The organism is Mycobacterium sp. IDUB_21 (assembly GCF_055419425.1).
Genome location: NZ_JBVAXQ010000011.1, coordinates 48436 through 69550 on the forward strand (window position 1 = coordinate 48436; position 21115 = coordinate 69550).

Here is a 21115-nt window from a genome sequence, read left to right on the forward strand (position 1 = left end):
ATGACCGATGGCGGGTAACACGGACCACCGGAGTCCGCGCAAACCGATCCTCGGGCAACTGCCGCGGATCAATCGGCCCGACGGATCACCGATCCGCGTGCTGCTGGTCGACGACGAGCCGGCGCTGACCAACCTGGTGACGATGGCCCTGCACTACGAGGGGTGGGTTGTCGACGTCGCCCACAACGGACGGGACGCCGTTGCCAAGTTCCACAGCGGCCAACCCGATCTGCTGGTTCTCGACATCATGTTGCCCGATGTCGACGGGCTGCAGATTCTGCAGCGGGTCCGCGAATCCGACGCCTATACCCCGACGCTGTTCCTCACCGCCCGCGACTCGGTCACCGACCGGGTCACCGGCCTGACCTCAGGCGCCGACGACTACATGACCAAGCCGTTCAGTCTGGAGGAGTTGGTCGCCCGGCTGCGCGGTCTGCTGCGCCGTACCGCCGGGCTGATGCCACCGGTGGACGAGGTGCTCACCGTCGGTGATCTGACACTCGACGGTGCCAGCCGGCAGGTCACTTTCGGCCGCACCCCGGTGTCGCTGAGCACGACCGAATTCGAGTTGCTGCGGTTTCTGATGCGCAACCCGGGACGGGCGCTGGCTCGCGCCGAAATCCTGGACCGGGTCTGGAACTACGACTTCGCCGGCCGCACCAGCATCGTCGACCTCTATATCTCCTACCTGCGCAAGAAGATCGACGCCGACCCGCCGATGATCCATACCGTGCGCGGAGTGGGCTACATGCTGAAGCCGCAGCCGTGACCGCGCCCCGGGACGCACCGTGGTGGCGTCCGCGGGCGCTGCGCCGCCAACTGGTGCTCGGGGTGTCAGCCGTGGTGACCGTGGTGTTCGTGGCGGTCGGCGTGGTGTCGGTCTTGAGCCTGCGCGACTACGTCACCGCGACGAGCGACGCCGACCTGTCGGAGTCGCTGAACGCCTTCAGCCACTCCTACGCCAAGTATCGCCGCACCCAGAACGTCACCGGCCCGGACGACGTGTCGACCATCGGGCCGGCCATGCTCGGTTTCAGCGATCAAACGCCGGGCAACGTGCTGGCGGTGCTGCACAACGGCAGGGTGACCGGGTCGGCGGTGTTCACCGTCGAGGATCCCTACCCGGCACCCGCCGATGTGGTCGCGGCCATCAATGCGCACCACTGGCACAACGGTCCCCCACAGTCCATGGACTTGGGCAGCCTGGGACCGTACCGGGTTGAGACCCGCGTCGTCGACAACGACAACCTGTTGTTCATCGGCGGGTCACTCAACCTGGCGAACCGCACGGTCGCCCGTCGGATGGCCTCCGCCGCAGCGCTTTACACATTTGCGCTGCTGATCACCGCGGGGCTGACGATCACCGTGGTCAGCTATGCGTTGCGCCCGCTGCGGCGGGTCGCGACCACCGCCGCGTCGGTGGCCGCGATGCCACTCACCGACGGCGACGAACGCATCACCATCCGAGTCGCCGACGCCGACGTCGACCCGGACAACGAGGTGGGTATCGTGGCCGGCGCCTTGAATCGCTTGTTGGACAACGTCGACAGCGCGCTGGCCTACCGCAGCGAAGCCGACCGCCGGATGCGCCAGTTCATCACCGACGCCAGCCACGAGCTGCGTACACCGCTGGCGGCGATCCAGGGTTACGCCGAACTGACCCGACAGGACTCCTCGACCCTGCCGCCGACCACCGAATATGCGCTGGCCCGTATCGAATCCGAGGCGCAGCGGATGGCATCGCTGGTCGAGGAACTGCTGTTGCTGTCGCGGCTCGGCGAAGGCGAGGATCTGAACGTCGAAGACGTCGACTTGGCTGACCTGGCGCAGGACGCGGTCAACGACGCGGCGGCTGCCGCACCGAGCCACCACTGGATCAAAGACCTGCCCGAGTCCCCGTTGTGGGTTCGCGGCGACCGCGCCCGGCTGCACCAGGTCGTCACCAATCTGTTGAAGAACGCCTGGGTGCACACCCCGCCCGGCGTGACGGTCACCACCGCCATCACCGAGGATCGCTCCGGAGTGGGCGGGCCCACCGCGGAGTTGACGGTGGCCAACGATGGGCCCGGGATCGACGCCGACATGGTGCCGCACCTGTTCGAGCGGTTCGTCCGTGCGGACAAGGCTCGCACCGGCAAGCTGGGCAGCACCGGGCTGGGGTTGGCGATCGTCGCCTCGATCGTCGGCGCGCACCGCGGCTCGGTCGGCGCGGAATCCACCGATGGCGGCACGGTGTTCCGGGTTCGGCTGCCGGTGGCGAAGGGTCCCGGCGAGCGTGCACAGAATGCCGGCTGAAACGGTGTGCGGCGTAAAGACACGCACGCTCTCGGTCTCGTCATAGGTCAGCGCGACAACCCAGCACCCCGCAATCCCTTGGCGTCAATCCCGAAACCTTAATCGAGAACAACGATCTGGCCCGTGTCCCCGTTTACTTCAACCAGTTGCCCGTCTTGAAGTACCCGCGAGGCGATTTCGGTCCCGACGACGGCTGGGATACCGAACTCTCTCGCGACGATCGCAGCGTGTGACATCATCCCCCCAACGTCGGTGACTATGGCCGCGGCGGTGGCAAAAAACGGTGTCCAGCCGGTGTCGGTCACTTTGGCCACCAACACTTCGCCCGGTTCCAGCTCGTCATCTGGCGACCGCAGCACTCGGACCCGCCCGCGCACCACACCCGAGACTGCGGGCACGCCAGAGATGACAGATCCGACGACATCGCACCGTGATACCACGGTCAGGTCCATCGGTTGGCTGAACCGAAGTGGCAGGTCGAACTTGGCGAGCCGCTCGTGTTCTTCTCGACGCCGAGAAGCAATCGCCGCGAGTTCGGTGCCGCAACCAAATAGCTCGTCGTATCGGAGGTAGAAGACATCGAATCCTGACAGGAGAAAACCGCGCTCCGTCAGCCTGCCACCCCATTCCCGCAGAGCCAATCTCAACTGATGCGTCAAGCGCATCACTGCGTCACGACAGCGTTCACGCTGTCCCATCGTCAGCCAGCTGAGTTTGGTCAATCGCCGGCCGAGGAAATCGAGCCTCGGGATCTCGGCCGTCACAGGTCCGGCATCACTGGCACCGGCAATGGCCCGCAGCAGCAGACCGGGCTCATCGGCGTATACGCCGTTGGCCAATTCGGTCTCGCCAGGACCTCGGTGTCCGGCAACGTCGAGCAACCGCTGCATCAGCTCGGCAAACGGCGGGTCCCGGCGCTGCAATTCATGCCAGCTGTCGGACCGAACGCTCGAAAGCACCGCAGCGACTTCCGGCCGCTGTTTGGACAAAGCCGACAGCTCTCGGACACCACGCAGCAGGCGTGAACTCGCCAAACCCGGTGACTGCTGCGTGCGCTGCGCGATGGCGCCGGGGCCATACCGGCGTTCCAGCACCGAGGTTGGCGCACTAACCAGGAAAGTGCACAACAAGCCGACCTTCCACCCGTCAATGCAATCACTCCACAATGTGTCGATGCGTGCGCGTAGCCGTTCGTCGGTCAGATCGCCGAGGGATGTCTGTACAGAACACATTTCATCTGCGCGCTTCTCGACATCGCGAACGGCCCTCGGGAGACCCAACAGGCGAGGCCCGGCGACAGCCGCAAACTTCACGTATCCAGGTACATCGCGGAGGTTGGATTTCGGGCGAACATAATCGGCCGGATACGGCCTACCGTTGATCTGGTGCTCGAAATCCTCCGCGGTCTGTCCGGGAATCGCCGAGGCCATCTCCCGCAGCACAGTGACGTTTTGATAGAACCGGTGACCGAAGACGCCCAGTTGTCTACGCCGCACGTTGTCGCGCAATTGCTCGTTCAACGGCAGTAGCAACGCGACTTGGTCAGCGCCGGTGAACAGTGCGTCGCCGATCAGTTGAATCGACAACGGGGTCATCGGTCCCGGGAAGGCCTCGGCGAGGTTGGCGCAGGTCCACTCCGGATATCCCGGATCGGCTTGCCGCGTGTCCAGTTCTCCGGACGGTTCACCTGATATCACGTCGAGCGAGTGGCCTTCGGTGTCACCTTGTGCGGGTGGGTAAGGACGCGCTCGGTCCAATTTGGTCGGTCTGCGGATCTCCTTCATGCCGAGCACGAAGTGGCTGGTGGCATGCCGTCCCTGGTCCGCGATGGCCTCGGCAGACGAGTACCCGAGTTCGAATCGGAAATCCTCCTTCAACCGAGTGGTGTCGGCAATTGGCCAGTGCAGGAACATGTCGAACAATTCCGGGGCCGACCGGGCTACCGGCGCCAGCTTGCTGAGTAGGCGTAGAGCCGGGACCAAACTCCGGGGCGGCGTGGGAAGCCTGGGCCGGCGCGCCAGCTGTGCGACCTGACTCCAGGTGAGCACATCGTCAGCCGCCAGGTTGACTGCACCGACGGCGGCGCTGTCACATGCATGGGCAAAGAAACGGCCTACATCGTCGTGGTGGATCATCTGAATATTCGCACCACCGAGAGTGGGAATCATCAGCTGCCGATACACATTCGCCGGAGCATTGCGTGCGTCACGCCCGACGACCACCGTAGGTCGCACACGGACCGCCTCGACTCCAGAATCGACGACGCACTGCTCGGCTTGCGCCTTGTGCCATTCGTACACCAAACCGTGGGCCGGATCGAGATCTTCATCCTCGTGCCACGGCTGCGGGTGATCTGCATGGGCACCATAGGCGGTGACCGACGAAGAAAACACCAAGCGTTGACAGCCGGTATCACTCATGGCTCGCAGCACATTTCGGGTTCCGCCCATGTTTATCGGATCGGCCTGTTCATGGGTGATCGAGCCACTGAGTGCCCATGCCAGGTGCACCACAGTGTCGCAACCGCCCATACCGCGCCGGACCGACTCCGCTTCGGCGATGTCACCCGCCACGAACCGGGCACCCCTGGGCAGAGTGTCCGGTTCGTGGCGGGCAAAGACGACGACATCGTGGCCTGCGCGTAGTAGCCACTTGGTGGTCGCGGCACCGAGAGCGCCGGTGCCCCCGGTGACCAACACACGACCGTTCGATGTCACGAAATCTCCTATAGCTCAGTTGTTTGCGGCGTCGTCAAAAGATGGGATCTTGCTCTCCCGGATCCGATCACCGAATGTCTCCAACCAACTGAAGCCCAACCGCACTTTGCGGTCGTCACCGACGCGGCGGGTGTGCCCGGCCTGCGCTCGGTAGCCGCCCCACCGGGCTGCGGTGAACTCAGAGAGCTTGCCGCCTTCTTCCAATTCGAAGGTCCATTCTTCACCGCTGGACGCCTTCCATCGAGTGCGCTGCGCCCAATCGCCGTCACCGAGGTCGATACCGCCGGTGACGCCGCTGTCCATCACCACGGCACCGTTCTGGTCCCCCACACCGGCGAAGTTGAAGCCCTCGCGGCCCAAACACAGGTGTCCCCATTCGATGGTGCCGTCGTCGTACTCGTTGGCGTACGCCTCCCAGCCCAACTGCAGATCCTTGAACACCCGGAATTCTTTCCAGTCGTAGCCGGCCGGCCAGTAGGAGTGGTCCCAGAACACGAACCCCTCGACATCGTCCCCCAGCACTTTGCCATTGACCTTGTACAACTCGCTGATGTAGAGGATCGGTTCGCGCTCGTCTGGCGCATAGATCTGGACACCAGGACCGACGAGCGTTCCGTCGAGCGACAACAGATCGCCTTCGCTCCACTCAAACTTGCCGGGTGTGGCCTCAAAACGGAAGGCGCCGCCCGAGTCTCCCACCTTCTCCATCATCGCCCCGTGGAGCAGGACCCGATCATCGGAATACTCTCGTTTTACCTCGCCCCGAACGGTTTTCGCAGAATCAGGTTCGATGGCCACAGAGCCGCCGCGGGCGTTCATCAGCCAAAGCCCAGCGGTCATGGGCCCAATGAACTTGCGCTCGAAGACGTGCAGCGTTCCGTCAGCTTCGCGCCATCCCCCATAAAAGTAGACGACCTGCTCGGTAAGGCCGAACGGGGTGTTGTACGGGTGATGCACGCTCACGTCGGGTGTGTAGGCCGCCGTCAAGGCGCGGTGCTGAAACGATCCAATGTCTGATGCCATATCCCTTGTTCTTCCTAGCTCTTGGCTGATGAAGGCCCGAATCAACGCGGCCCTGGCCGCGGTCACCTCGGCCGTGTGTGTTGGCGTTGGTTACCACTTGGGATGCCCCTCCGTGGCGCGCCATAGGCAGCTTATTACCGACACTTTGTGTTGGCAATAGCCGCTCCGGCTAGTATTCCGCACAGCGCACTTCACGACCGCATACGTAGAGGGATACCGATGCCCAAGAGGGCCGACGCCGCCGATCCGTCGGGCTCCCCCGAATCCGACAAGACGCCGGGCGAATCGCGACGACGGCGACGCCCCGGTGGTGGACGTCGGCGCGACCCTGATATCGACCTTCGGGTTCTCGTGGCGGCCCGCCAGACCTACGCCGAATTCGGCTGGTCGGGTTTCCATTTCGATCGGGTTGCCAAAGCTGCGCAGGTGAGTCGCGATGTCATTTACCGGCGACACTCGGACCGCGAAGCGCTTCTGCTCGATGCACTCGCAGATGCAGTTCTGCCCGTCGTCGACGGACGTGGCCCCATCCGTGAGCAACTGATGCGGTACGCGCGTGACATCTACCGCTACTTCACCTCGGTCGAAGGCATCGCCAGTTTGCGCATCCACCTGGAAGGTCAGCAGTTTCCACAGCTGTACCACGCCTACCGGGAACGCGTCGTCGACCCGAATTTTGTCGTCAACGTGGCCGCGCTCGATGCCGCAGCACACCACCGGGGGCTGCGCGAAACCGTCGACCCCGTGGCGGTTTTGGAAGCCATCGGCGGAGGCGTCCTGATACACGCGCTCTTCAGCCAACATGCCGGCGCCGCACCCGAGGCCAGCGCGCCGAGTGACGATCAGCTCGAGGCGACGCTGACAAACTTCGTGAACCTCGCACTCGACACCCCACGGACATAGTGGGGTTAGAGCCACCCAAAGCCATTCGCGTCATACGCCGCCATTATATCGGTAACCAGGTTAGCATTTTGATCGCACGAGCCACCACGCCGGCGGGTCGGCGTATGTACGCAACAGCCCGGAGGCAACCGAAGTATGACAACGTTCGCAGGCAAGACCATGTTCATCTCGGGCGCCAGTCGAGGCATCGGTCTGGCCATCGCCAAGCGAGTGGCAGCTGAGGGCGCCAATGTCGCCCTGCTGGCGAAGACCGCCGATCCGCATCCCAAGCTTCCGGGCACCGTGTTCACCGCCGCCAAGGAGATCGAGGATGTCGGTGGTCACGCTCTCCCGATCGTGGGTGATGTGCGTGATGGCGATTCGGTCTCCGCTGCTGTGGCCCAGGCGGTCGCACAATTCGGTGGCATCGACCTCTGCGTGAACAATGCCTCGGCGATCAATCTCGGCTCCATCGTAGAGGTTCCGCTCAAACGGTTCGACCTGATGAACGGCATCCAGGTTCGGGGCACCTACGCCGTATCCCAGGCCTGCATCCCGCACATGAAAGGCCGGGACAACCCGCACATCCTGACCCTCTCTCCCCCGCTACGCCTGGATGCCGAGTCACTCAGGCAGACGCCATACATGATTGCGAAGTTCGGAATGACATTGTGTGCGTTGGGCATCGCCGAAGAGCTCCGCGAAGCCGGCATCGCCTCCAACACCTTGTGGCCGCGTACGACGGTGGCGACCGCGGCGGTGCAGAACCTGCTCGGCGGCGATGAGGTGATGGCCCGCTCCCGTAAGCCGGAGGTCTACTCCGATGCCGCCTATGCGGTATTCACCAAGCCGTCTCGGGCATATACCGGGCAGAGCCTGCTGTGCGAGGACGTCTTGGTGGACTCGGGAGTCACCGACCTGTCTGTCTACGACTGCATAGCCGGCGCCGAACTGAGCATCGACCTGTGGGTTGACACCCCGAATCCTCCTGGATACCAGGCATCGTCGGCGACCGCGGCCGGGGCGTTCTGATGGGCGTGAGGGTCGCGGTGGTCACCGGCGCAGCCAGCGGTATCGGTCGCGTTGCAGCAACCCGGCTGGTCGCCGATGGCTGGGCCGTGGCAGCGGTCGACCTGCCTGGCGCCGCACTGGAGCAGGCTGCCAATGAGCTCGGCGCCACCGCTTTCCCTTGTGATGTCTCCGATGCGGAGCAGGTATCGACGACCGCCGATGCGGTGCGGGCTCGACTCGGTGCGATCGATCGATTGGTCAATGCCGCCGGAATTGCGACCGCCGGTCGCATCGATGAACTTGCACCCGAACAGTTCGCCCGCACCATGGCTATCAACTATCTGGGCACTGTGCACTGGGTACAGGCAGTACTGCCGGACATGCAACGGCGACGCCGCGGTGAAATCGGGCTGATAGCGTCCATGGCGGGCTGGATGCCGTCACCGCAGATGGGTGCCTACACCGCCACGAAATTCGCCGTAGTCGGCCTCGCCGAGACCTTGGCCATGGAACAACGGCATTCCGGCGTGACCATCCGCTGCGTCTGTCCAATGGCGGTGAAGACGCCGATGCTCAAGGACATTCTGGGGCAGGGCCGTCATGAACGGCTGCAGCGACTGGTGCCCTTCATCACACCGGAGAAGGTCGTCGACGCACTGGACAAGTCACTGGCCAAGCGCGGCGGGAAGGTAATGGTGTTGCCCGATCTGTCCAGCGCGCTGGCGTGGCGGGCGCGCCGGTGGACCCCAGGCCTGTTGACCGCCGCGTTCAATGCCGCTGCAACTCGGTAATCAGGAATTCCACGTTATCCCTGGCATTCTCGGCAAGGGCCGGATCGATCCGTCCGCTGTAATCGACGATGGACCCGTAGGTCAGACCGGCGTCGGCGTAATCAGCCAGCCGCTGGCATACCTGCTCGCGGGTTCCGGCGAAGAACGCCAAGTCGCCGACGGCCTGCGGCGGGACCTGATCGATCGCGGCGTTCAGGTCGTCGGCGGTCGCCCGGCCCGGCGCGGCATCACGGGCATAGCCCCAGTTATCGCCCAGCGGATGCCGGTAGCCCCGGTCCTTCCAATAGACTCCGCGATCGGCGCCGAGTAGCAGGGTGTAGAAGCGTGCAACCCGACTGTCCAACAACGCATCCAAGGTCGACTTATCATCGGCGATCAGGCACAGTGCTACGCCTGCAACATCCATTCTCGAGGCGTCCCGGCCGGCATCCTTTATAGCCGAGCGCAATCGATCGACGTCGGCGCGAAAGCCCTCCAGCCCACCCCGATGGCGGCGCAGGCTCGTCAGCAGTCCATCGGCGCAGCGGCCCAGCACCTCCCACGGTGGACCGGGTGTGGACCAGATCGCCGGTGGCCGGTTCCCGTGGGGACGGATCGGCAGCCGGCCGCCGTCGATTCGCCAGTGTTCACCGTCCACATACACCGGTGCACCGTTGGAATCCAGGAGTGCCCGTAGGCATCGCAAACTGTCGGTCTGCTTGGCCAGCGCTGCTTTTCGACTGTAGCCGTACCCGGCGAGCTGTTTGACCTCGCCGGCACCGACGGCGAGCTTCACACGGCCTTCGGTGGCATGGTCGAGGGTCAACAGCGTCTGGGCCAGCACCGCCGGCCCCCTTCGTACGGTGTCGTAGGCACTGATCACCAGATCGATGTCACTGGTCAGCTGGCCCGCCGCCGCGATCACCGGCGCCGGGTCCGGGAACCCCATGCCGATCCGGTCACTGCCCAGCGGGCGTCCCGTCACCGCTTCGAGCACCTCGGGCTCGTAGTAACCCTGCATCTGGCTGGTGAAGAAACTCGCCTGATGGCCGCGCTGCTCTGCCTCGGCGGTGGCCGCGACACACGTCTTGAAGCTGTCGAATCGTAGGTTCGGCGTGCCGCATTTCACGTCCGCGGTGCTCCTGTCGTCGGCATCCGCACCACCAGACCCTCGGCTTCGGCGCACAGTCGCTGCAACGTGGTCGTCATGGTGGAACGCAACCGTCGTGGGCGAAGGGCAATTCGATCGAGGATCAAGACGAACACCGGTGAGTTGATGGTGCGGTAACTCTCGTACACGGTCGTGCCTCGCACCGCCGGTTGCATCGCAAACGTCCAGCGGGTGGTGGCTCCGCTGAAATGTCGGGCATCGAAGGTCAGGAGCCGACCGGGCTCGGCGACCAGAATGGTGCAGGTCGTCGACCACCGCAGCCTGCCCCACCTGTTCATCCCACGGAACTTGCGGCCCTGCAATGGTTCCGAATCAGGCATGAGCCACGTTCCGCCGGTGCATTCCGAACTCCACCGACCCATCTGCGTCACGTCACTGAGCAACGCCCAGATCGCGTCGGCCGACGCCGACGTTTGAATCGAGACCTGTCCGGCAAGAGATCTCATCGCGGGCGGAGATCAGCTCGTTGAGTCTGCCGACAGCAGCGCCTCCACCGAGCCGACGCCCTCCTCTCGGAAGCGCTCCATGAATGTCTCCCCCCAGGAGAAGGCGACTTTGACGTCCCGATCCTCACCGTCACGCAGAATGTGGCCGGCCTGCGCGCGGTAGCCACCCCAGCGCGCCGCGGAGAACTGCGACATCTGCCCTCCGGGCTCCAACGCGAATATCCAGGTCCGGCCGTCGTGTGCCTGGTAGCCGATGCGCTGGGCCCAGTCTTCGGGATCGGGGTCGATACCGCCGGCGGTGTCGACATCCATGACCACCGAACCGTGCTCGTCGGCGACGGCCACGAAATTGAAGCCCTGACGTCCGATGGCCACCTGGCCCCATTCGACATGCCCGTCGGCGAATTCAGTCGCGAATGCCGACCACGACAGCTGGATGCCATTGAAGATCTGGTATTCCTTCCAGTCCCGGCCGTGTGGCCAGTAGCCGTGGTCTAAGAACACGAACCCCTCGACAGCCTCACCCAGTACCGATCCGGTGACCTTGTACAACTCGCTGGTGTAGAAGAACGGCTCCTCGTGGTCAATCGACCCGATCTGGATGCCCGGTCCTACCAGGGCACCGTCGAGCTCGAGCACGGTGCCCTCACGCCAGTGCATGGCACCCGGGGTCAGCCTGTACTCGAGGCCCTCCTCGGGAGCGCCACCTGCCTTGCCGAGCAGCGAGCCATGCAAATGGTGCTCGGCGTCGGAGTATTCGCGCTTGACCTCGCCACGCACGGTCTGCAGTGACTCCGGCGCCAACGTGACCTTTCCCGATCTGTTGGTCATCATCCACAAGCCCGCAGTCATCGGACCGCAGAACTTGCGCTCAACGATGTGCAGGGCACCGGACTCGTCACGCCAGCCGCCGTACAAGTACATCGACTCTTCGGTGAGGCCGAGCGGCCGTGCCGTGGGCAGGTGCATGGCGAGGTTCGGCTGGTAACAGCTGACCGAGGTGGCAAAGTTGAGGTCACCGACCGCGGGGGCGGATGTCATAGATTGCTCCTATCGATGTGAATAATCAATCACCAGGCGGGATCTGCCAGCCGATGTACTTGACGGTGGTGTATTCGAGGACGCCTTCGTGTCCGACTTCGCGGCCGACGCCGGATTGCTTGTACCCACCGAACGGCGCCTCATTGGTCGACGCGGTGGCATTGACGCGCACTTGGCCCGCCCGAATGCGCTCAGCCAGCTGCAGACCGAGCGTAGTGTCGGCCGTCCAGACCGCACCGACCAGACCGTAGGGGTTGTCGTTGACGATACGAACGCCTTCGTCGGGATCACCGCTGTACCGGATGACCACGACGACCGGCCCGAAGACCTCTTCTCGGGCGATCGCCATATCGTTGGTCACGTTGGTCAGAACTGTCGGCTCCAGATAGAACCCGCTGTCCGGGACGTCTGCGGGGCGTCCGCCGCCGAAGGCGATGCGGGCACCATCGGCGAGAGCCTGACGCACGGTGGCTTCGATGCGGTCCCTGGCCGCCGCGGAGATGACCGGTCCCATCAGAACCTCGGGATCATCGGCCGGTCCTACCCGCACCCGACGCAGCGCCTCGACCAGGCCTGCAACCACGCCGTCGTGCAGCGTGTCGGGCACCACGATCCGCGTCAACAGACCGCAGCCCTGTCCCGCGAGCGTGACGAAGCGCAGTACCGCTGCCACCAATGACGGAATGTCCGCATCGGGCAGGGCAAGCAGCGCGGACTTGCCGCCCAGCTCCAGCAGGGTGTGCTTGAGTGTCGCGCCGGCCGACTGCGCGATCGCTCGGCCCACGGCGGACGACCCGGTGAACGCCACCATGTCGACCCGCGGATCGGCGACCATGGCCCGGCCTACCTCGGCACCGCCGGTGATCACGTTGAGCACCCCGGCGGGCACACCGGCTTCGGCGGCCAACTCACCGAGGAGCAGTGCACAGCTCGGCGCTTCGGGAGCAGGCTTGAGCACCATGGTGTTTCCGGTCGCCAGTGCCGGGCCCACCTTCCACAGGTTCAGCAGATGGGGTGCGTTCCACGGGGTGATCGCGGCCACCACACCCCAGGGCTCACGCCGGACACGCTGACCCGTCACGGGCGGTCCGGCCAACTGTGGGAGGGAACGACCGAGTTCAGAGCCTGCTCGCGCCACCATGTCTCGGTAGTGATCCATCGGTCTGACGACTTGCCCGGGACCGGCAATCTTGCGGCAGGTGCCGACCTCGGTCTCCACGAAGTGCGTGAAGTCGGCGGTATGGGCATCGACCAGATCGGCGAGACGGAGCAGAACCAGGGCACGCTCCTCGGCGGCCAACTGCGGCCAGCGTCCATCGTCGAATGCCCGGCGTGCCGCAGCGAGCGCGCAATCCAATTCGGTAGGGCCACCGTGCGGCACGGTACGTACTACTGCTCCGGTTGACGGATCGATGACCTCCGAGCGTGCCCCAGTCGAGTCGATCAGCGCACCGTCGATCAGCAACTGCCTCCCGAGGGTGTCTGTCGAGGTCATCGAGGCGAACCAGTGGGAAAAACGACCGGCATGGACTTGACACCACGCATCATCAACGGCCCGTGCGGCTGGTAAACGTAACTGTCCGCCAGTGCGAGGTCGGGGAGACGCTCCAGTAGCGCTTCCAGTGCAATGCTCGCTTCCAGCCGCGCCAGCGAGGAGCCGATGCAGAAATGCTCGCCGAAACCGAAGGTCTGATGGGTCCGGTTGTGTGCTGCTGGACGGTCCATGTCCCATTCAAAGGGTCGCTCCAGTCCCTCGACGTCACGGTTCGCGTGTCCAACGGCGTTGCACACCAACGTTCCCGACGGAATGGTTGTGCCGGCGAGTTCGGTGTCCGCGGCGGCTTTGCGCGGCACCCAGTACAACGGCGGGTCGAAACGCAGTGTTTCCTCGACCACGTTCGGTATCAGCGTCGGCTCGGCGATCAGGCGTTGCCAACGCGACGGCTCCGACAGCAGTTGATGCAGCATTGATCCGATCAGGTTTGCGGTCGTGTCGGTTCCCGCGAGAATCAACATGCGCACCAAGGCAACCAGCTCATCGGTGGTGAGGTGGTCGTCTCCGTCGTGTACTTGGATGAGTTGACTGAGCAGGTCCTCACCCGGAGCCGTACGACGTCGGTCGATGATGTCAAGCACGTAGGCCCGCAAGTCCGGATCCGACTCCGCATAACCGCTGGAACCCGGGCCGGCGGCGGTGATCGCGTCATCAGCCCACTGCACGAACGTCGAGCGGTCCCCCTCCGGGATACCGACCAGTTCGGCGATCACCATGGCCGGCAACAGGAAGGCGAATTCCGCACACAAGTTTGCCGTTCCACGTGTGACGAACCCGTCGATGAGTTCGTGCGCCATGGCGTAGGTCGGCGCTTCGAGCTTCTTCACCGCCCGTGGCGTGAACGCCTTGACCACCAGCTTGCGCATCCGGCTGTGCTCGGGACCGTCGAGGTGCACAAGGCTGGGCTGGGTCCCGGGTGCCGGCGGGCGCAGCTCGTTGAGAAAGGACTGCGCGTCCCTGAACACCGCCGCCACGTGCTGCGCGCCGGTGATCACCAGCGCGCCGCCGGGAGCCGTCAGCACCGGACAGCGCGCCGCAGCCTCGCTCAACGGCGTATACGGGTCCAATACCGGGGTGAACGGGTCGAATTGGGTCGTCGTGGTGACATTCTGCTCGGACATTGCTACCTCGCCTCTCGGACTGTGATCACGGTGGAATCGTCAATGGTGATAGCTGATTCCGGACATGCCTCGGCACCTGTGATGGCCTGTGCCACCAAGTCCCCGGTGATCTCGGCTACCGGCACCACGCAGTAACCCTGATCGTCCGACTGGTAGACATCGGGGCCCCAGGTGTAGCACTGTCCGTGGCCCATGCAGCGCTCGGAATCCACCGTCACCTTCATGACGACACCGCTTCGGGCGCACCCACTCGCGCACGCAGGTCGGCCTGGGTGGCCGGCCTGAGTCCCCGTTTGGTGATCAGGTCGATCGCGCGGTCTACCATCTCGGCATTGGTGGCGTCGGGGTAGGCCCACGGGCAGTCGCCGACACCGACGCGGATGCCCAGGCCTCGGTCGAGCGCGCGTTCCCACAGTTGTTGGCACCGCTGCGCCGAACTCATCGCGTAGGGCACCACTACGGTCTCGTGGTCGATGCCTTCGGGGATGCGCGAGATCAGAAAGTCGATCACGTCGGGATCGGGATCGTTGTTGGAAACCCATCGGTCGGAGAAGAACAGCTTGATGTTCAACGGCTGTCGCAGGATTCCGATCCGGGCCGCCAAGGTCACCCATCTCATGTCCGCAGCATTGAACACCGCGATATTCGGTACCAACCCGAGTTCGGCGAATCGATCCAGTTCCGGTGGATACGGGGGGTTCGAGTTGTTCGGGTCATCGGGACCGAAACTGACGACACCGAATCGGCTTTCGTCCTCCAGCCAGAGCACCCGTTTGATGTGCTGCACCGGGTCAAACGGAGTCAGCAGCAGCTTGGTCCCGGCCGGCGGACGCTCGGCCAGAGACCAGATGTGCTCGAGACTACCGTGATAGCTGGGGTATGCGAGGGGGTCGACCTCTCGCGCCGCGGCGGCGAGCACCGTGCGCGAGATCTCGTCATCGACCCAGGCTTGGGTCCCGTCGTCATTGCGGGCGTGGAAATGCACCGCGGTGGCACCGTGCTGGATGCAGTCGACGATGTTGCGCGCGGTTTCTTCGGCGCCGTAGGGCACGTTGGGGTTGTCGTCTTTGCTGACCACCTCGTTGACGCCGACCTCAAGGTAGACCTTGCCGTCATCGCGAAAACTCATGGCGCTCCTTCATTCTGCCGCTCGATATGGTGGATCTCGTTGTATGTGCGCAGTTTCCAGTTCCCGTCGGGTGCGATGGCAATGCGAGTAATCGATCCGTAGTCCGGCTCCGTGAGAGGCAGAGTCTCCCTGCCCAGTGCCCTTTCCAGGCATGCGCCGATCACCCCGCCGTGACAGAAGATCGCGGCGACTCCGGGTGGGCTCGCGGCCGCCACTCGTGCCACTGCCGCCGCTGCTGAGCGCCGGAATTCGACGAGTACTGTCTGCATGGCCGGATCAGCCAGGGTCCGCCGCCACTCGTCCAAGCGTGGATCGGCCTCAATGACCAACTCTTCGATGGGGACGTAGAAGTCCTCGCCGTTACTGAATTCCGCCAGGTCGTCGTGGATGTCGGTGACCAGCCCGAATTTCTCCGCCGTCGGTGCTGCGGTTTCACGAGCGCGCAGCAGAGCGCTGCTGGCGACGGCGCTGACCGGCAACAGCACCATCGCCGCCGCGACGGCGCGGGCCTGGCTTGCACCGACTTCGGTCAGTCCGGGATCCGGCTTCGCGACGCCCTCAACCCGCTTGGGTAGACCGTGCCGGATCAGTGCCACTTCCCTCATCGGCGCACCAGCAGCGCAGCGCCGGCTGTCGGGCCACCGCCGACGCCGACCGCAACCGTAGCCGGTTGCCCGGCCTGACGATCTCCGCCCCGGTCGGATAACTGCACGCACGCCTCGTAGAGCAGACCGCAGCCGTGCAGCCTGCCAGCGGACAGTTGGCCGCCACCGGTGTTCAGCGGCAGTGCACCCCCGCGCGCGATTCGCTTGCCCGATTCCAGGAACGGGCCGGACTCACCCTTGCCGCAAAACTGCAGCGCTTCCAACCACATCAGCGGCAGGAACGAGAAGCCGTCGTACAGCTGCACCTGATCGACCTCGGCTGGCGTCAGGTCACTGCGCTCCCACAGGTGCGCGGCGGCGTCCCAGGCCGCCATCTCCGTCCAGTCCGGCCATTGGTCCCACAGCGGCCGGTGGCGCATAGCCCAACCGATGGATTCGATGCCGATAGCGGGGTGGGGACCGTCGTCGGCGGTGTCGACGTGCGACACGATGAAAGCGACCGACCCGTCGCACGGAACATCACAGTCGAACATCCCGAACGGTGTCGTGATCATCCGCGCGGCGAAGTAATCGTCAAGCGTTATCGGGCTGCGGTAGACCGCATCCGGGTTACCACCGGCGTTACGCCGGTTGTTGACCGCGATCGCACCCAAATGCTCACGTGTGGTCCCGAACTCATGCATGTGTCGCTGGGCGTAGAGGGCGATCCAGTTTGCCGGTGAATGCGCGTCGAACGGGGCCAGCCACCGCCGGAACCCCGACACCGCAACGTCGGCCGTTGCTGCGAGCGCACCGGCCCGCCCGGCGGCACCTTGAGCGCTGGCTTCTCCGACGGTTCGGTACACCAGTACATGCCTGGCCAGTCCAGTCGCCACCGCCAAGCAGGCCGAGAAGAATGCACCCAGTTGACCACTCTCTGCGCCGCCGAACTTCCAATTGGTCCGCAGTCCCAGTGCGGCATGCACTTCGTCAGCCCCCGGTCCCGCCAGACCCGGGGTGTCGAAGCCGCCACCGGGGAATGTCGCCAAGCCATCGATATCATCACGGCTCAGACCTGCATCGGCGATGGCGGCCAGACACGCGTCGACGGTCAGCGCCATCTCACTGGCCGGAAGCCTGCGTCCGACCCGCGAAGATCCGAATCCACGGATCACCGCCTGTTGTTCGGGCCGGGTCATGCGGCTTCCTCCGCGGTGAACAGTGGTATGAACAGCCCGTCTCCGAGTGGCCGGAACGTCACTCGGACGCGCAATCCGATGCGGACCTCCGCGACGTCCACATCCACCAGGCGGCTGACGAACCGCAGACCGGGCTGCTCGTCCAATTCGACGACGATCACGGCGTAGGGCTCGTTCAGGTGCGGCAACCACGGCTGGTGGTTGACCGTGAATGAATACACCACCCCGGTGCCGTGGACGGGTTCAAACCTCACGTCACGCGAAAGACAGTGATGGCATACGGGGTTCGGAGGATGTTGCCATTTATCGCATCCCTGGCATCGCTGCATCCGCAGCAACTCGTCTGCTCCCGAACGCCAGAACTCCTCTTCGTCGGGATTAGGCGCGGGTCGCAACACCGGAACTTCGGTCATCGCCCGATGATCCGTCCCGTGCTTTCCCACGCCTTGATGGCAGGCGGAAAGAACTCGTTGTAAGAGTGGTAGACCACCGGCGTGCGGGTCTCCCCGGTGCGACGCAGGTAACCCTCCGACGAGCGGTAGAAGTCATGTCCCGAGGCCTGATCCGGTAGTTCACCGTCGTCTACGGCGCTCCACTCCCAGTCCACACCGTCAACTTCGTAGTACATGTGCTCGGGGAATGTGTCCGCCTGGTACTTGATGTCGCGCGCCTTCACATCTGACGTGCAGTGCAAGACCTGGTCGTCGCCGGTAGCGATCAGCGAGAAGTTGAAGCCGTTCGCGCCATAGCAGATATGTCCCATTTCGATGGAACCGTCGGAAAATTCGGTGCCGAACGGTGTCCAGGCCAGCTCGACACCCTTGAAGAAGTCGCTGTTACGCCACGTCACCCCGGGCGGGAGGTAGCACTGGTCCTGCCACAAGAAACCGTCAGCAGGCTTTCCGAATGCCGTTCCCGAAACACGGTGCTGCAACGAGGTATACAACAGCGGAGTCGGACCACTCGGCACGTATACCTGCATACCCGGGCCGATCCGCCGACCAGAGAACTGAAGCTCGTCGCCTTCTCGATATGTCAGATCGCTTGAGGTGCGTACGAATTCGAATGGCTGGCCCGTCGCATATCCTGCCTCTGCGGGCTTGCTGGCCATTCGGTAGATACCGTCGCCGGTCGTCGTGACCACCGGGCCGCGGAAGAACTCGCGCCCCTCGGGCATGGCGATCTTGCGCAGCGCCCCGTCACGCGATTCGTTGCAGGTGAAGTGCAACGATCCTTCCAGCCCCAGGGTCGTGCGGTAGGCGAAGTGCAGCTTGCCGTCTGCGTCGCGAAAGTTCAGGTAGAACCACGTACACGACAACGAAAGTCCGAAGTACGTGCGCGTCGGGTCGTCGTCGGCCGCAGCCGGATCAAACGTTCCGACCAGCGTTCGATGGCCGTAGTCACCTTTTCCTGACATGTTTCGCTCCTCTTAGCTGACAGGTGCTTGGTGGATGACGCGAACGGTTCCCGCACTGCCGTCGACCTCGACCAATTGCCCGTCCTGCAGTTGTTGAGTCGCGGTCACAGTGTTCACAACGGCGGGAATGCCGAACTCTCGAGCCACAATCGCCGCATGGGACATCGGGCCACCGACATTGGTGACGATCGCAACGGCGCAGCCGAAGAACGGGGTCCAACCGGTATCGGTGACATTGGCCACCAGCACCTCCCCTGGTTCGAAATCGTCGTCGGGATGCGCCAGGATGCGGACGATGCCGCGTGCGGTGCCCGGCGATACCGCTTGACCGGTGACCACCTCGTCGGCGCCGACCTCGACTGCATCCTCGGGCGTCCACGGCTGGGTGAAGTGCACTGGGTAATCGAGTTTGGCCAGGCGTTTCCGCTCATCACGTCGGCGTATCACCGCGTCTTTGGAATCGTCTGGAGGACAATAGATTTCGCTCATCGATAGGTAGTGAACGTCGTCGACAGAATCCAGGATTTCGCGGACCACCAGCCGGCGCCCCCATTCCCGCAGGACAAGACGCAACTCGTAGGTGATCTTCATACAGACGTCGCGTCCGTTTTCCCGACGCTCCATCGCGCTCACCGCGACACGCGTGAGCAACCGGCGCACCGGAGACCCGGGTGGCGCCGACACGGGAAGCGCTTCGACTCCCCGGATACTGCCCAACACCGACCGCAGCAGGAGTTCGGGCGAATCCGCGTAAACCTGGTTGCTCAGCTCGGTTTCACCGGGCCCACGGTGCCCGCAGTCGGCCACCAGCGCGTCGAATCTCGCCGCGAAGTCAGGCGCATCGCTACGCAGTTTGTCGAGCACCACCTCGCGCGGGCTGTCGATGATCAGTCGCCGCAGTCCAACGTCTTGTGCGACTAGATCGGCGAGCTCACGCACCCCACGCAGCAGTGCCGCGCTGCGCAGATTCTGCGTTCCGGCGCGTACGTTCATGGCGGCCCGTTCGCCATACCGCTGGGTGATCAGGTTCATGGGCAGACTCACCATGAAGGTGTTCATCAGGTTGATATCCCAGGCACGCACGACCATATCGGAGACCAATTCCAGCCGGGCCAGCAGCTGCTCATCGGTGATCTCCGCCAGCTCGGGACGATCAGCTACCAGACGCTGTGCCCGCCGTTCCATGTCGGCAACCTCGCGACCGAGACCGGCGATCTGGGGCCCCCCCTTCACCGCCGCATGGCCGCCCGCGAGTAGGTCCGCACGAGACATCGGCGGTGCCTTGTATCCCTCGGGCAGGGGGGTCCCGTTCATTTGCAGTTCGAAGCTCTCAGGGGTCTGCCCCGGGATGACGCTCGCCAACCGCTTCATCACCGTCATGTTGTTGTAGATGCGGTGCCCGATGGTGCCGACCTGTTTTGCACTCACCGTGCTGATGAGTTCCCGATCCATCGGAAACAGGTGATCGAGCATGTTGGCGCCGCTGAACAAGATGCGATTCGCGAGGCCGAGCGAAAACGGCGTCATCGGTCCCGGAAATGCTTCCGAGAGATTGGCGGCGCTCCATTCCGGAAAGTCGGGATCACCCGTGACGCTGTCGAACTCGCCGGTGTAGTCCGGCGGCACAATACGCGTCGAGCTGCCGTCGGGACCGCTGTTGCGTCGCGCATGTACGGCCGGCACCGCCAGCCTGTTCGGCTTCCGCACGGAGCGGGTCCCGACCGTCCACGAGCCGGCCGACCAGTCCCTCATGTCGGCGACGGCATCCGCAGAGCTATAGGCACATCGGAAACCGAAATCTTCCCGCAGCTTTCGCGTGTCACCCAGCGGATAGTGCAGGAACAAGTCGATGAGGTCCGGTACCGAGCTGAAGTTCTCGGACCGGCCGATCAGACCGGCAAGCGACTGCGAGAATCGCTTGCCCGAGTTGACCACGGGCCGTCCGACGATGCGCGCCATCTCGGTGAACGTCAGTGCGTCATCGGCGTTCAGGTTCACCGTGCCGGTGGGTCCGCCCAAGGCGGCCAGCGCGCAGAACCTTCCGACGTCGTCGATGTGCACCAGTTGCATGCGGGCGTCGCGCCCCGGCGTGACGACCACCGGCTGGCGGAAGATGTTGGCCGGCGCGCTCCATGATGAGCGGCCGACAATCACAGTTGGCCGTACGTTGACGGCCTCGACACCGGAGTCGACGATCATCTTCTCCGCGCGAACCTTGTTCCGCTCATAATGGAAGGAATCTGCCGGACAGGGGGTCTCATCCTCTGTGTACGGCTGCGGATGATCCGCATGTCCGCCGTACACCGTAATCGATGAGGCGAAGACCATGCGCCGGCAATCATGGTCGGCCATCGCACGCAGCAGGTTCGCGGTTCCACCTATGTCGATGCCCTCGGCTACCTCGGCGCTCTGCATCGCCGACACGGTCCATGCGAAGTGGGCGATCGCGTCGCACCCGGCGACCGCACGCGAGACGCCTTCGGCGTCCTGGATGTCGGCGGCCACATACTCCACGTCGGCAATGGGGACCGCCGGTGTGCGGCGCGCCAACACGACAACATCTGCGCCCATCCGCTTGAGCCATTTGACGGTGGCCGAGCCCGCAGCGCCGGTGCCACCAGTTACCAGAACTCGTCCCGCCATCTCACCTTCACACATCTCGTAGGAACGTTGTAACTATAACCTGGTTATATTATTCATGGTGTGGTGTGGAGCATAAACCTGACGATAGGTCGCGGTCCTATCCGCACACCG

General features: G+C 64.2%; 19 protein-coding genes and 1 pseudogene. 5 read left to right on the forward strand and 15 right to left on the reverse strand.

What is annotated here, in order from left to right; genetic code table 11:
• Window positions 1–7: 7 nt before the first annotated feature.
• On the forward strand, window positions 8–769 hold the full coding sequence (locus tag ACZYY4_RS16530) for a response regulator transcription factor (RefSeq protein ID WP_463811080.1): 762 nt from the start codon (window positions 8–10) through the stop codon (window positions 767–769).
• Window positions 766–2295, forward strand: a complete 1530-nt coding sequence (locus ACZYY4_RS16535) for a sensor histidine kinase (RefSeq protein ID WP_463811081.1) — start codon at window positions 766–768, stop codon at window positions 2293–2295. Before ACZYY4_RS16530 ends, ACZYY4_RS16535 begins: the two co-directional genes overlap by 4 nt.
• A 98-nt stretch (window positions 2296–2393) precedes the next feature.
• Here ACZYY4_RS16535 and ACZYY4_RS16540 read toward each other — a convergent pair whose 3' ends face one another.
• Together ACZYY4_RS16540 and ACZYY4_RS16545 are read right to left on the reverse strand one after the other, a co-directional pair.
• On the reverse strand, window positions 2394–5012 hold the full coding sequence (locus tag ACZYY4_RS16540) for an NAD-dependent epimerase/dehydratase family protein (protein ID WP_463811082.1): 2619 nt from the start codon (window positions 5010–5012) through the stop codon (window positions 2394–2396).
• A 15-nt stretch (window positions 5013–5027) separates the two neighbouring features.
• Window positions 5028–5975 (reverse strand): hypothetical protein, encoded by a 948-nt coding sequence (locus ACZYY4_RS16545; protein WP_463811083.1) that lies wholly within the window; start codon window positions 5973–5975, stop codon window positions 5028–5030.
• 279 nt (window positions 5976–6254) lie between these two features.
• Between ACZYY4_RS16545 and ACZYY4_RS16550 the strand changes: the two genes are divergently transcribed.
• From ACZYY4_RS16550 to ACZYY4_RS16560, 3 genes are all read left to right on the forward strand, one after another.
• A complete protein-coding gene (locus ACZYY4_RS16550) occupies window positions 6255–6938 on the forward strand; it encodes a TetR/AcrR family transcriptional regulator (protein WP_463811084.1) in 684 nt (227 codons plus the stop codon).
• 135 nt (window positions 6939–7073) lie between these two features.
• Complete coding sequence (locus tag ACZYY4_RS16555) at window positions 7074–7949, forward strand: SDR family oxidoreductase (protein WP_463811085.1); 876 nt, start codon at window positions 7074–7076, stop codon at window positions 7947–7949.
• The gene (locus tag ACZYY4_RS16560) at window positions 7949–8719 is read left to right on the forward strand and encodes an SDR family NAD(P)-dependent oxidoreductase (RefSeq protein WP_463811086.1); all 771 of its coding nucleotides are present in this window, start codon (window positions 7949–7951) and stop codon (window positions 8717–8719) included. Before ACZYY4_RS16555 ends, ACZYY4_RS16560 begins: the two co-directional genes overlap by 1 nt.
• Here the strand turns inward: ACZYY4_RS16560 and ACZYY4_RS16565 are convergent.
• From ACZYY4_RS16565 to ACZYY4_RS16625, 13 genes and pseudogenes are all read right to left on the reverse strand, one after another.
• A complete protein-coding gene (locus ACZYY4_RS16565; protein ID WP_463811087.1) occupies window positions 8697–9827 on the reverse strand; it encodes an LLM class flavin-dependent oxidoreductase in 1131 nt (376 codons plus the stop codon). The genes ACZYY4_RS16560 and ACZYY4_RS16565 overlap by 23 nt on opposite strands.
• The gene (locus tag ACZYY4_RS16570; protein WP_463811088.1) at window positions 9824–10315 is read right to left on the reverse strand and encodes an SRPBCC family protein; all 492 of its coding nucleotides are present in this window, start codon (window positions 10313–10315) and stop codon (window positions 9824–9826) included. The genes ACZYY4_RS16565 and ACZYY4_RS16570 overlap by 4 nt, the downstream gene beginning before the upstream one ends.
• A gap of 12 nt (window positions 10316–10327) precedes the next feature.
• Complete coding sequence (locus ACZYY4_RS16575) at window positions 10328–11356, reverse strand: hypothetical protein (RefSeq protein ID WP_463811089.1); 1029 nt, start codon at window positions 11354–11356, stop codon at window positions 10328–10330.
• 25 nt (window positions 11357–11381) lie between these two features.
• A complete protein-coding gene (locus ACZYY4_RS16580) occupies window positions 11382–12851 on the reverse strand; it encodes an aldehyde dehydrogenase family protein (RefSeq protein ID WP_463811090.1) in 1470 nt (489 codons plus the stop codon).
• Window positions 12848–14032 carry a cytochrome P450 gene (locus ACZYY4_RS16585; RefSeq protein ID WP_463811091.1) on the reverse strand — a complete coding sequence of 395 codons (1185 nt, stop codon included), beginning with the start codon at window positions 14030–14032 and terminating at the stop codon, window positions 12848–12850. Before ACZYY4_RS16585 ends, ACZYY4_RS16580 begins: the two co-directional genes overlap by 4 nt.
• Before the next feature lie 2 nt (window positions 14033–14034).
• Window positions 14035–14256: a ferredoxin gene (locus ACZYY4_RS16590; protein WP_463811092.1), complete on the reverse strand. Its 222-nt coding sequence runs from the start codon at window positions 14254–14256 to the stop codon at window positions 14035–14037.
• Window positions 14253–15161: a 3-keto-5-aminohexanoate cleavage protein gene (locus tag ACZYY4_RS16595; RefSeq protein ID WP_463811093.1), complete on the reverse strand. Its 909-nt coding sequence runs from the start codon at window positions 15159–15161 to the stop codon at window positions 14253–14255. The genes ACZYY4_RS16590 and ACZYY4_RS16595 overlap by 4 nt, the downstream gene beginning before the upstream one ends.
• Window positions 15158–15766, reverse strand: a complete 609-nt coding sequence (locus tag ACZYY4_RS16600; protein ID WP_463811094.1) for a histidine phosphatase family protein — start codon at window positions 15764–15766, stop codon at window positions 15158–15160. Before ACZYY4_RS16600 ends, ACZYY4_RS16595 begins: the two co-directional genes overlap by 4 nt.
• Window positions 15763–16944: a thiolase family protein gene (locus ACZYY4_RS16605; protein WP_463811095.1), complete on the reverse strand. Its 1182-nt coding sequence runs from the start codon at window positions 16942–16944 to the stop codon at window positions 15763–15765. Before ACZYY4_RS16605 ends, ACZYY4_RS16600 begins: the two co-directional genes overlap by 4 nt.
• Window positions 16941–17198 (reverse strand): Zn-ribbon domain-containing OB-fold protein, encoded by a 258-nt coding sequence (locus ACZYY4_RS16610; protein WP_463811204.1) that lies wholly within the window; start codon window positions 17196–17198, stop codon window positions 16941–16943. Before ACZYY4_RS16610 ends, ACZYY4_RS16605 begins: the two co-directional genes overlap by 4 nt.
• Window positions 17199–17207: 9 nt before the next feature.
• A pseudogene (locus tag ACZYY4_RS16615) lies at window positions 17208–17357 on the reverse strand (zinc ribbon domain-containing protein); the annotation flags it as partial.
• On the reverse strand, window positions 17354–18361 hold the full coding sequence (locus ACZYY4_RS16620) for a hypothetical protein (protein ID WP_463811096.1): 1008 nt from the start codon (window positions 18359–18361) through the stop codon (window positions 17354–17356). The pseudogene ACZYY4_RS16615 and the gene ACZYY4_RS16620, both read right to left, overlap by 4 nt.
• Window positions 18362–18373: 12 nt before the next feature.
• Entirely contained in the window at window positions 18374–21019 is a 2646-nt protein-coding gene (locus ACZYY4_RS16625) for an NAD-dependent epimerase/dehydratase family protein (protein WP_463811097.1), read from the reverse strand.
• Window positions 21020–21115 lie beyond the last annotated feature (96 nt).

What these genes read in the sequence shown, in the direction of transcription:
- ACZYY4_RS16530 (WP_463811080.1), top strand. Translation starts at nt 8, where the DNA reads ATGGCGGGTAACACGGACCACCGGAGTCCGCGCAAACCGATCCTCGGG.
- ACZYY4_RS16550 (WP_463811084.1), top strand. Translation starts at nt 6,255, where the DNA reads ATGCCCAAGAGGGCCGACGCCGCCGATCCGTCGGGCTCCCCCGAATCC.
- ACZYY4_RS16555 (WP_463811085.1), top strand. Translation starts at nt 7,074, where the DNA reads ATGACAACGTTCGCAGGCAAGACCATGTTCATCTCGGGCGCCAGTCGA.
- ACZYY4_RS16560 (WP_463811086.1), top strand. Translation starts at nt 7,949, where the DNA reads ATGGGCGTGAGGGTCGCGGTGGTCACCGGCGCAGCCAGCGGTATCGGT.
- ACZYY4_RS16570 (WP_463811088.1), bottom strand. Translation starts at nt 10,315, where the DNA reads ATGAGATCTCTTGCCGGACAGGTCTCGATTCAAACGTCGGCGTCGGCC.
- ACZYY4_RS16575 (WP_463811089.1), bottom strand. Translation starts at nt 11,356, where the DNA reads ATGACATCCGCCCCCGCGGTCGGTGACCTCAACTTTGCCACCTCGGTC.
- ACZYY4_RS16580 (WP_463811090.1), bottom strand. Translation starts at nt 12,851, where the DNA reads ATGACCTCGACAGACACCCTCGGGAGGCAGTTGCTGATCGACGGTGCG.
- ACZYY4_RS16585 (WP_463811091.1), bottom strand. Translation starts at nt 14,032, where the DNA reads ATGTCCGAGCAGAATGTCACCACGACGACCCAATTCGACCCGTTCACC.
- ACZYY4_RS16590 (WP_463811092.1), bottom strand. Translation starts at nt 14,256, where the DNA reads ATGAAGGTGACGGTGGATTCCGAGCGCTGCATGGGCCACGGACAGTGC.
- ACZYY4_RS16595 (WP_463811093.1), bottom strand. Translation starts at nt 15,161, where the DNA reads ATGAGTTTTCGCGATGACGGCAAGGTCTACCTTGAGGTCGGCGTCAAC.
- ACZYY4_RS16600 (WP_463811094.1), bottom strand. Translation starts at nt 15,766, where the DNA reads ATGAGGGAAGTGGCACTGATCCGGCACGGTCTACCCAAGCGGGTTGAG.
- ACZYY4_RS16605 (WP_463811095.1), bottom strand. Translation starts at nt 16,944, where the DNA reads ATGACCCGGCCCGAACAACAGGCGGTGATCCGTGGATTCGGATCTTCG.
- ACZYY4_RS16620 (WP_463811096.1), bottom strand. Translation starts at nt 18,361, where the DNA reads ATGTCAGGAAAAGGTGACTACGGCCATCGAACGCTGGTCGGAACGTTT.
- ACZYY4_RS16625 (WP_463811097.1), bottom strand. Translation starts at nt 21,019, where the DNA reads ATGTGTGAAGGTGAGATGGCGGGACGAGTTCTGGTAACTGGTGGCACC.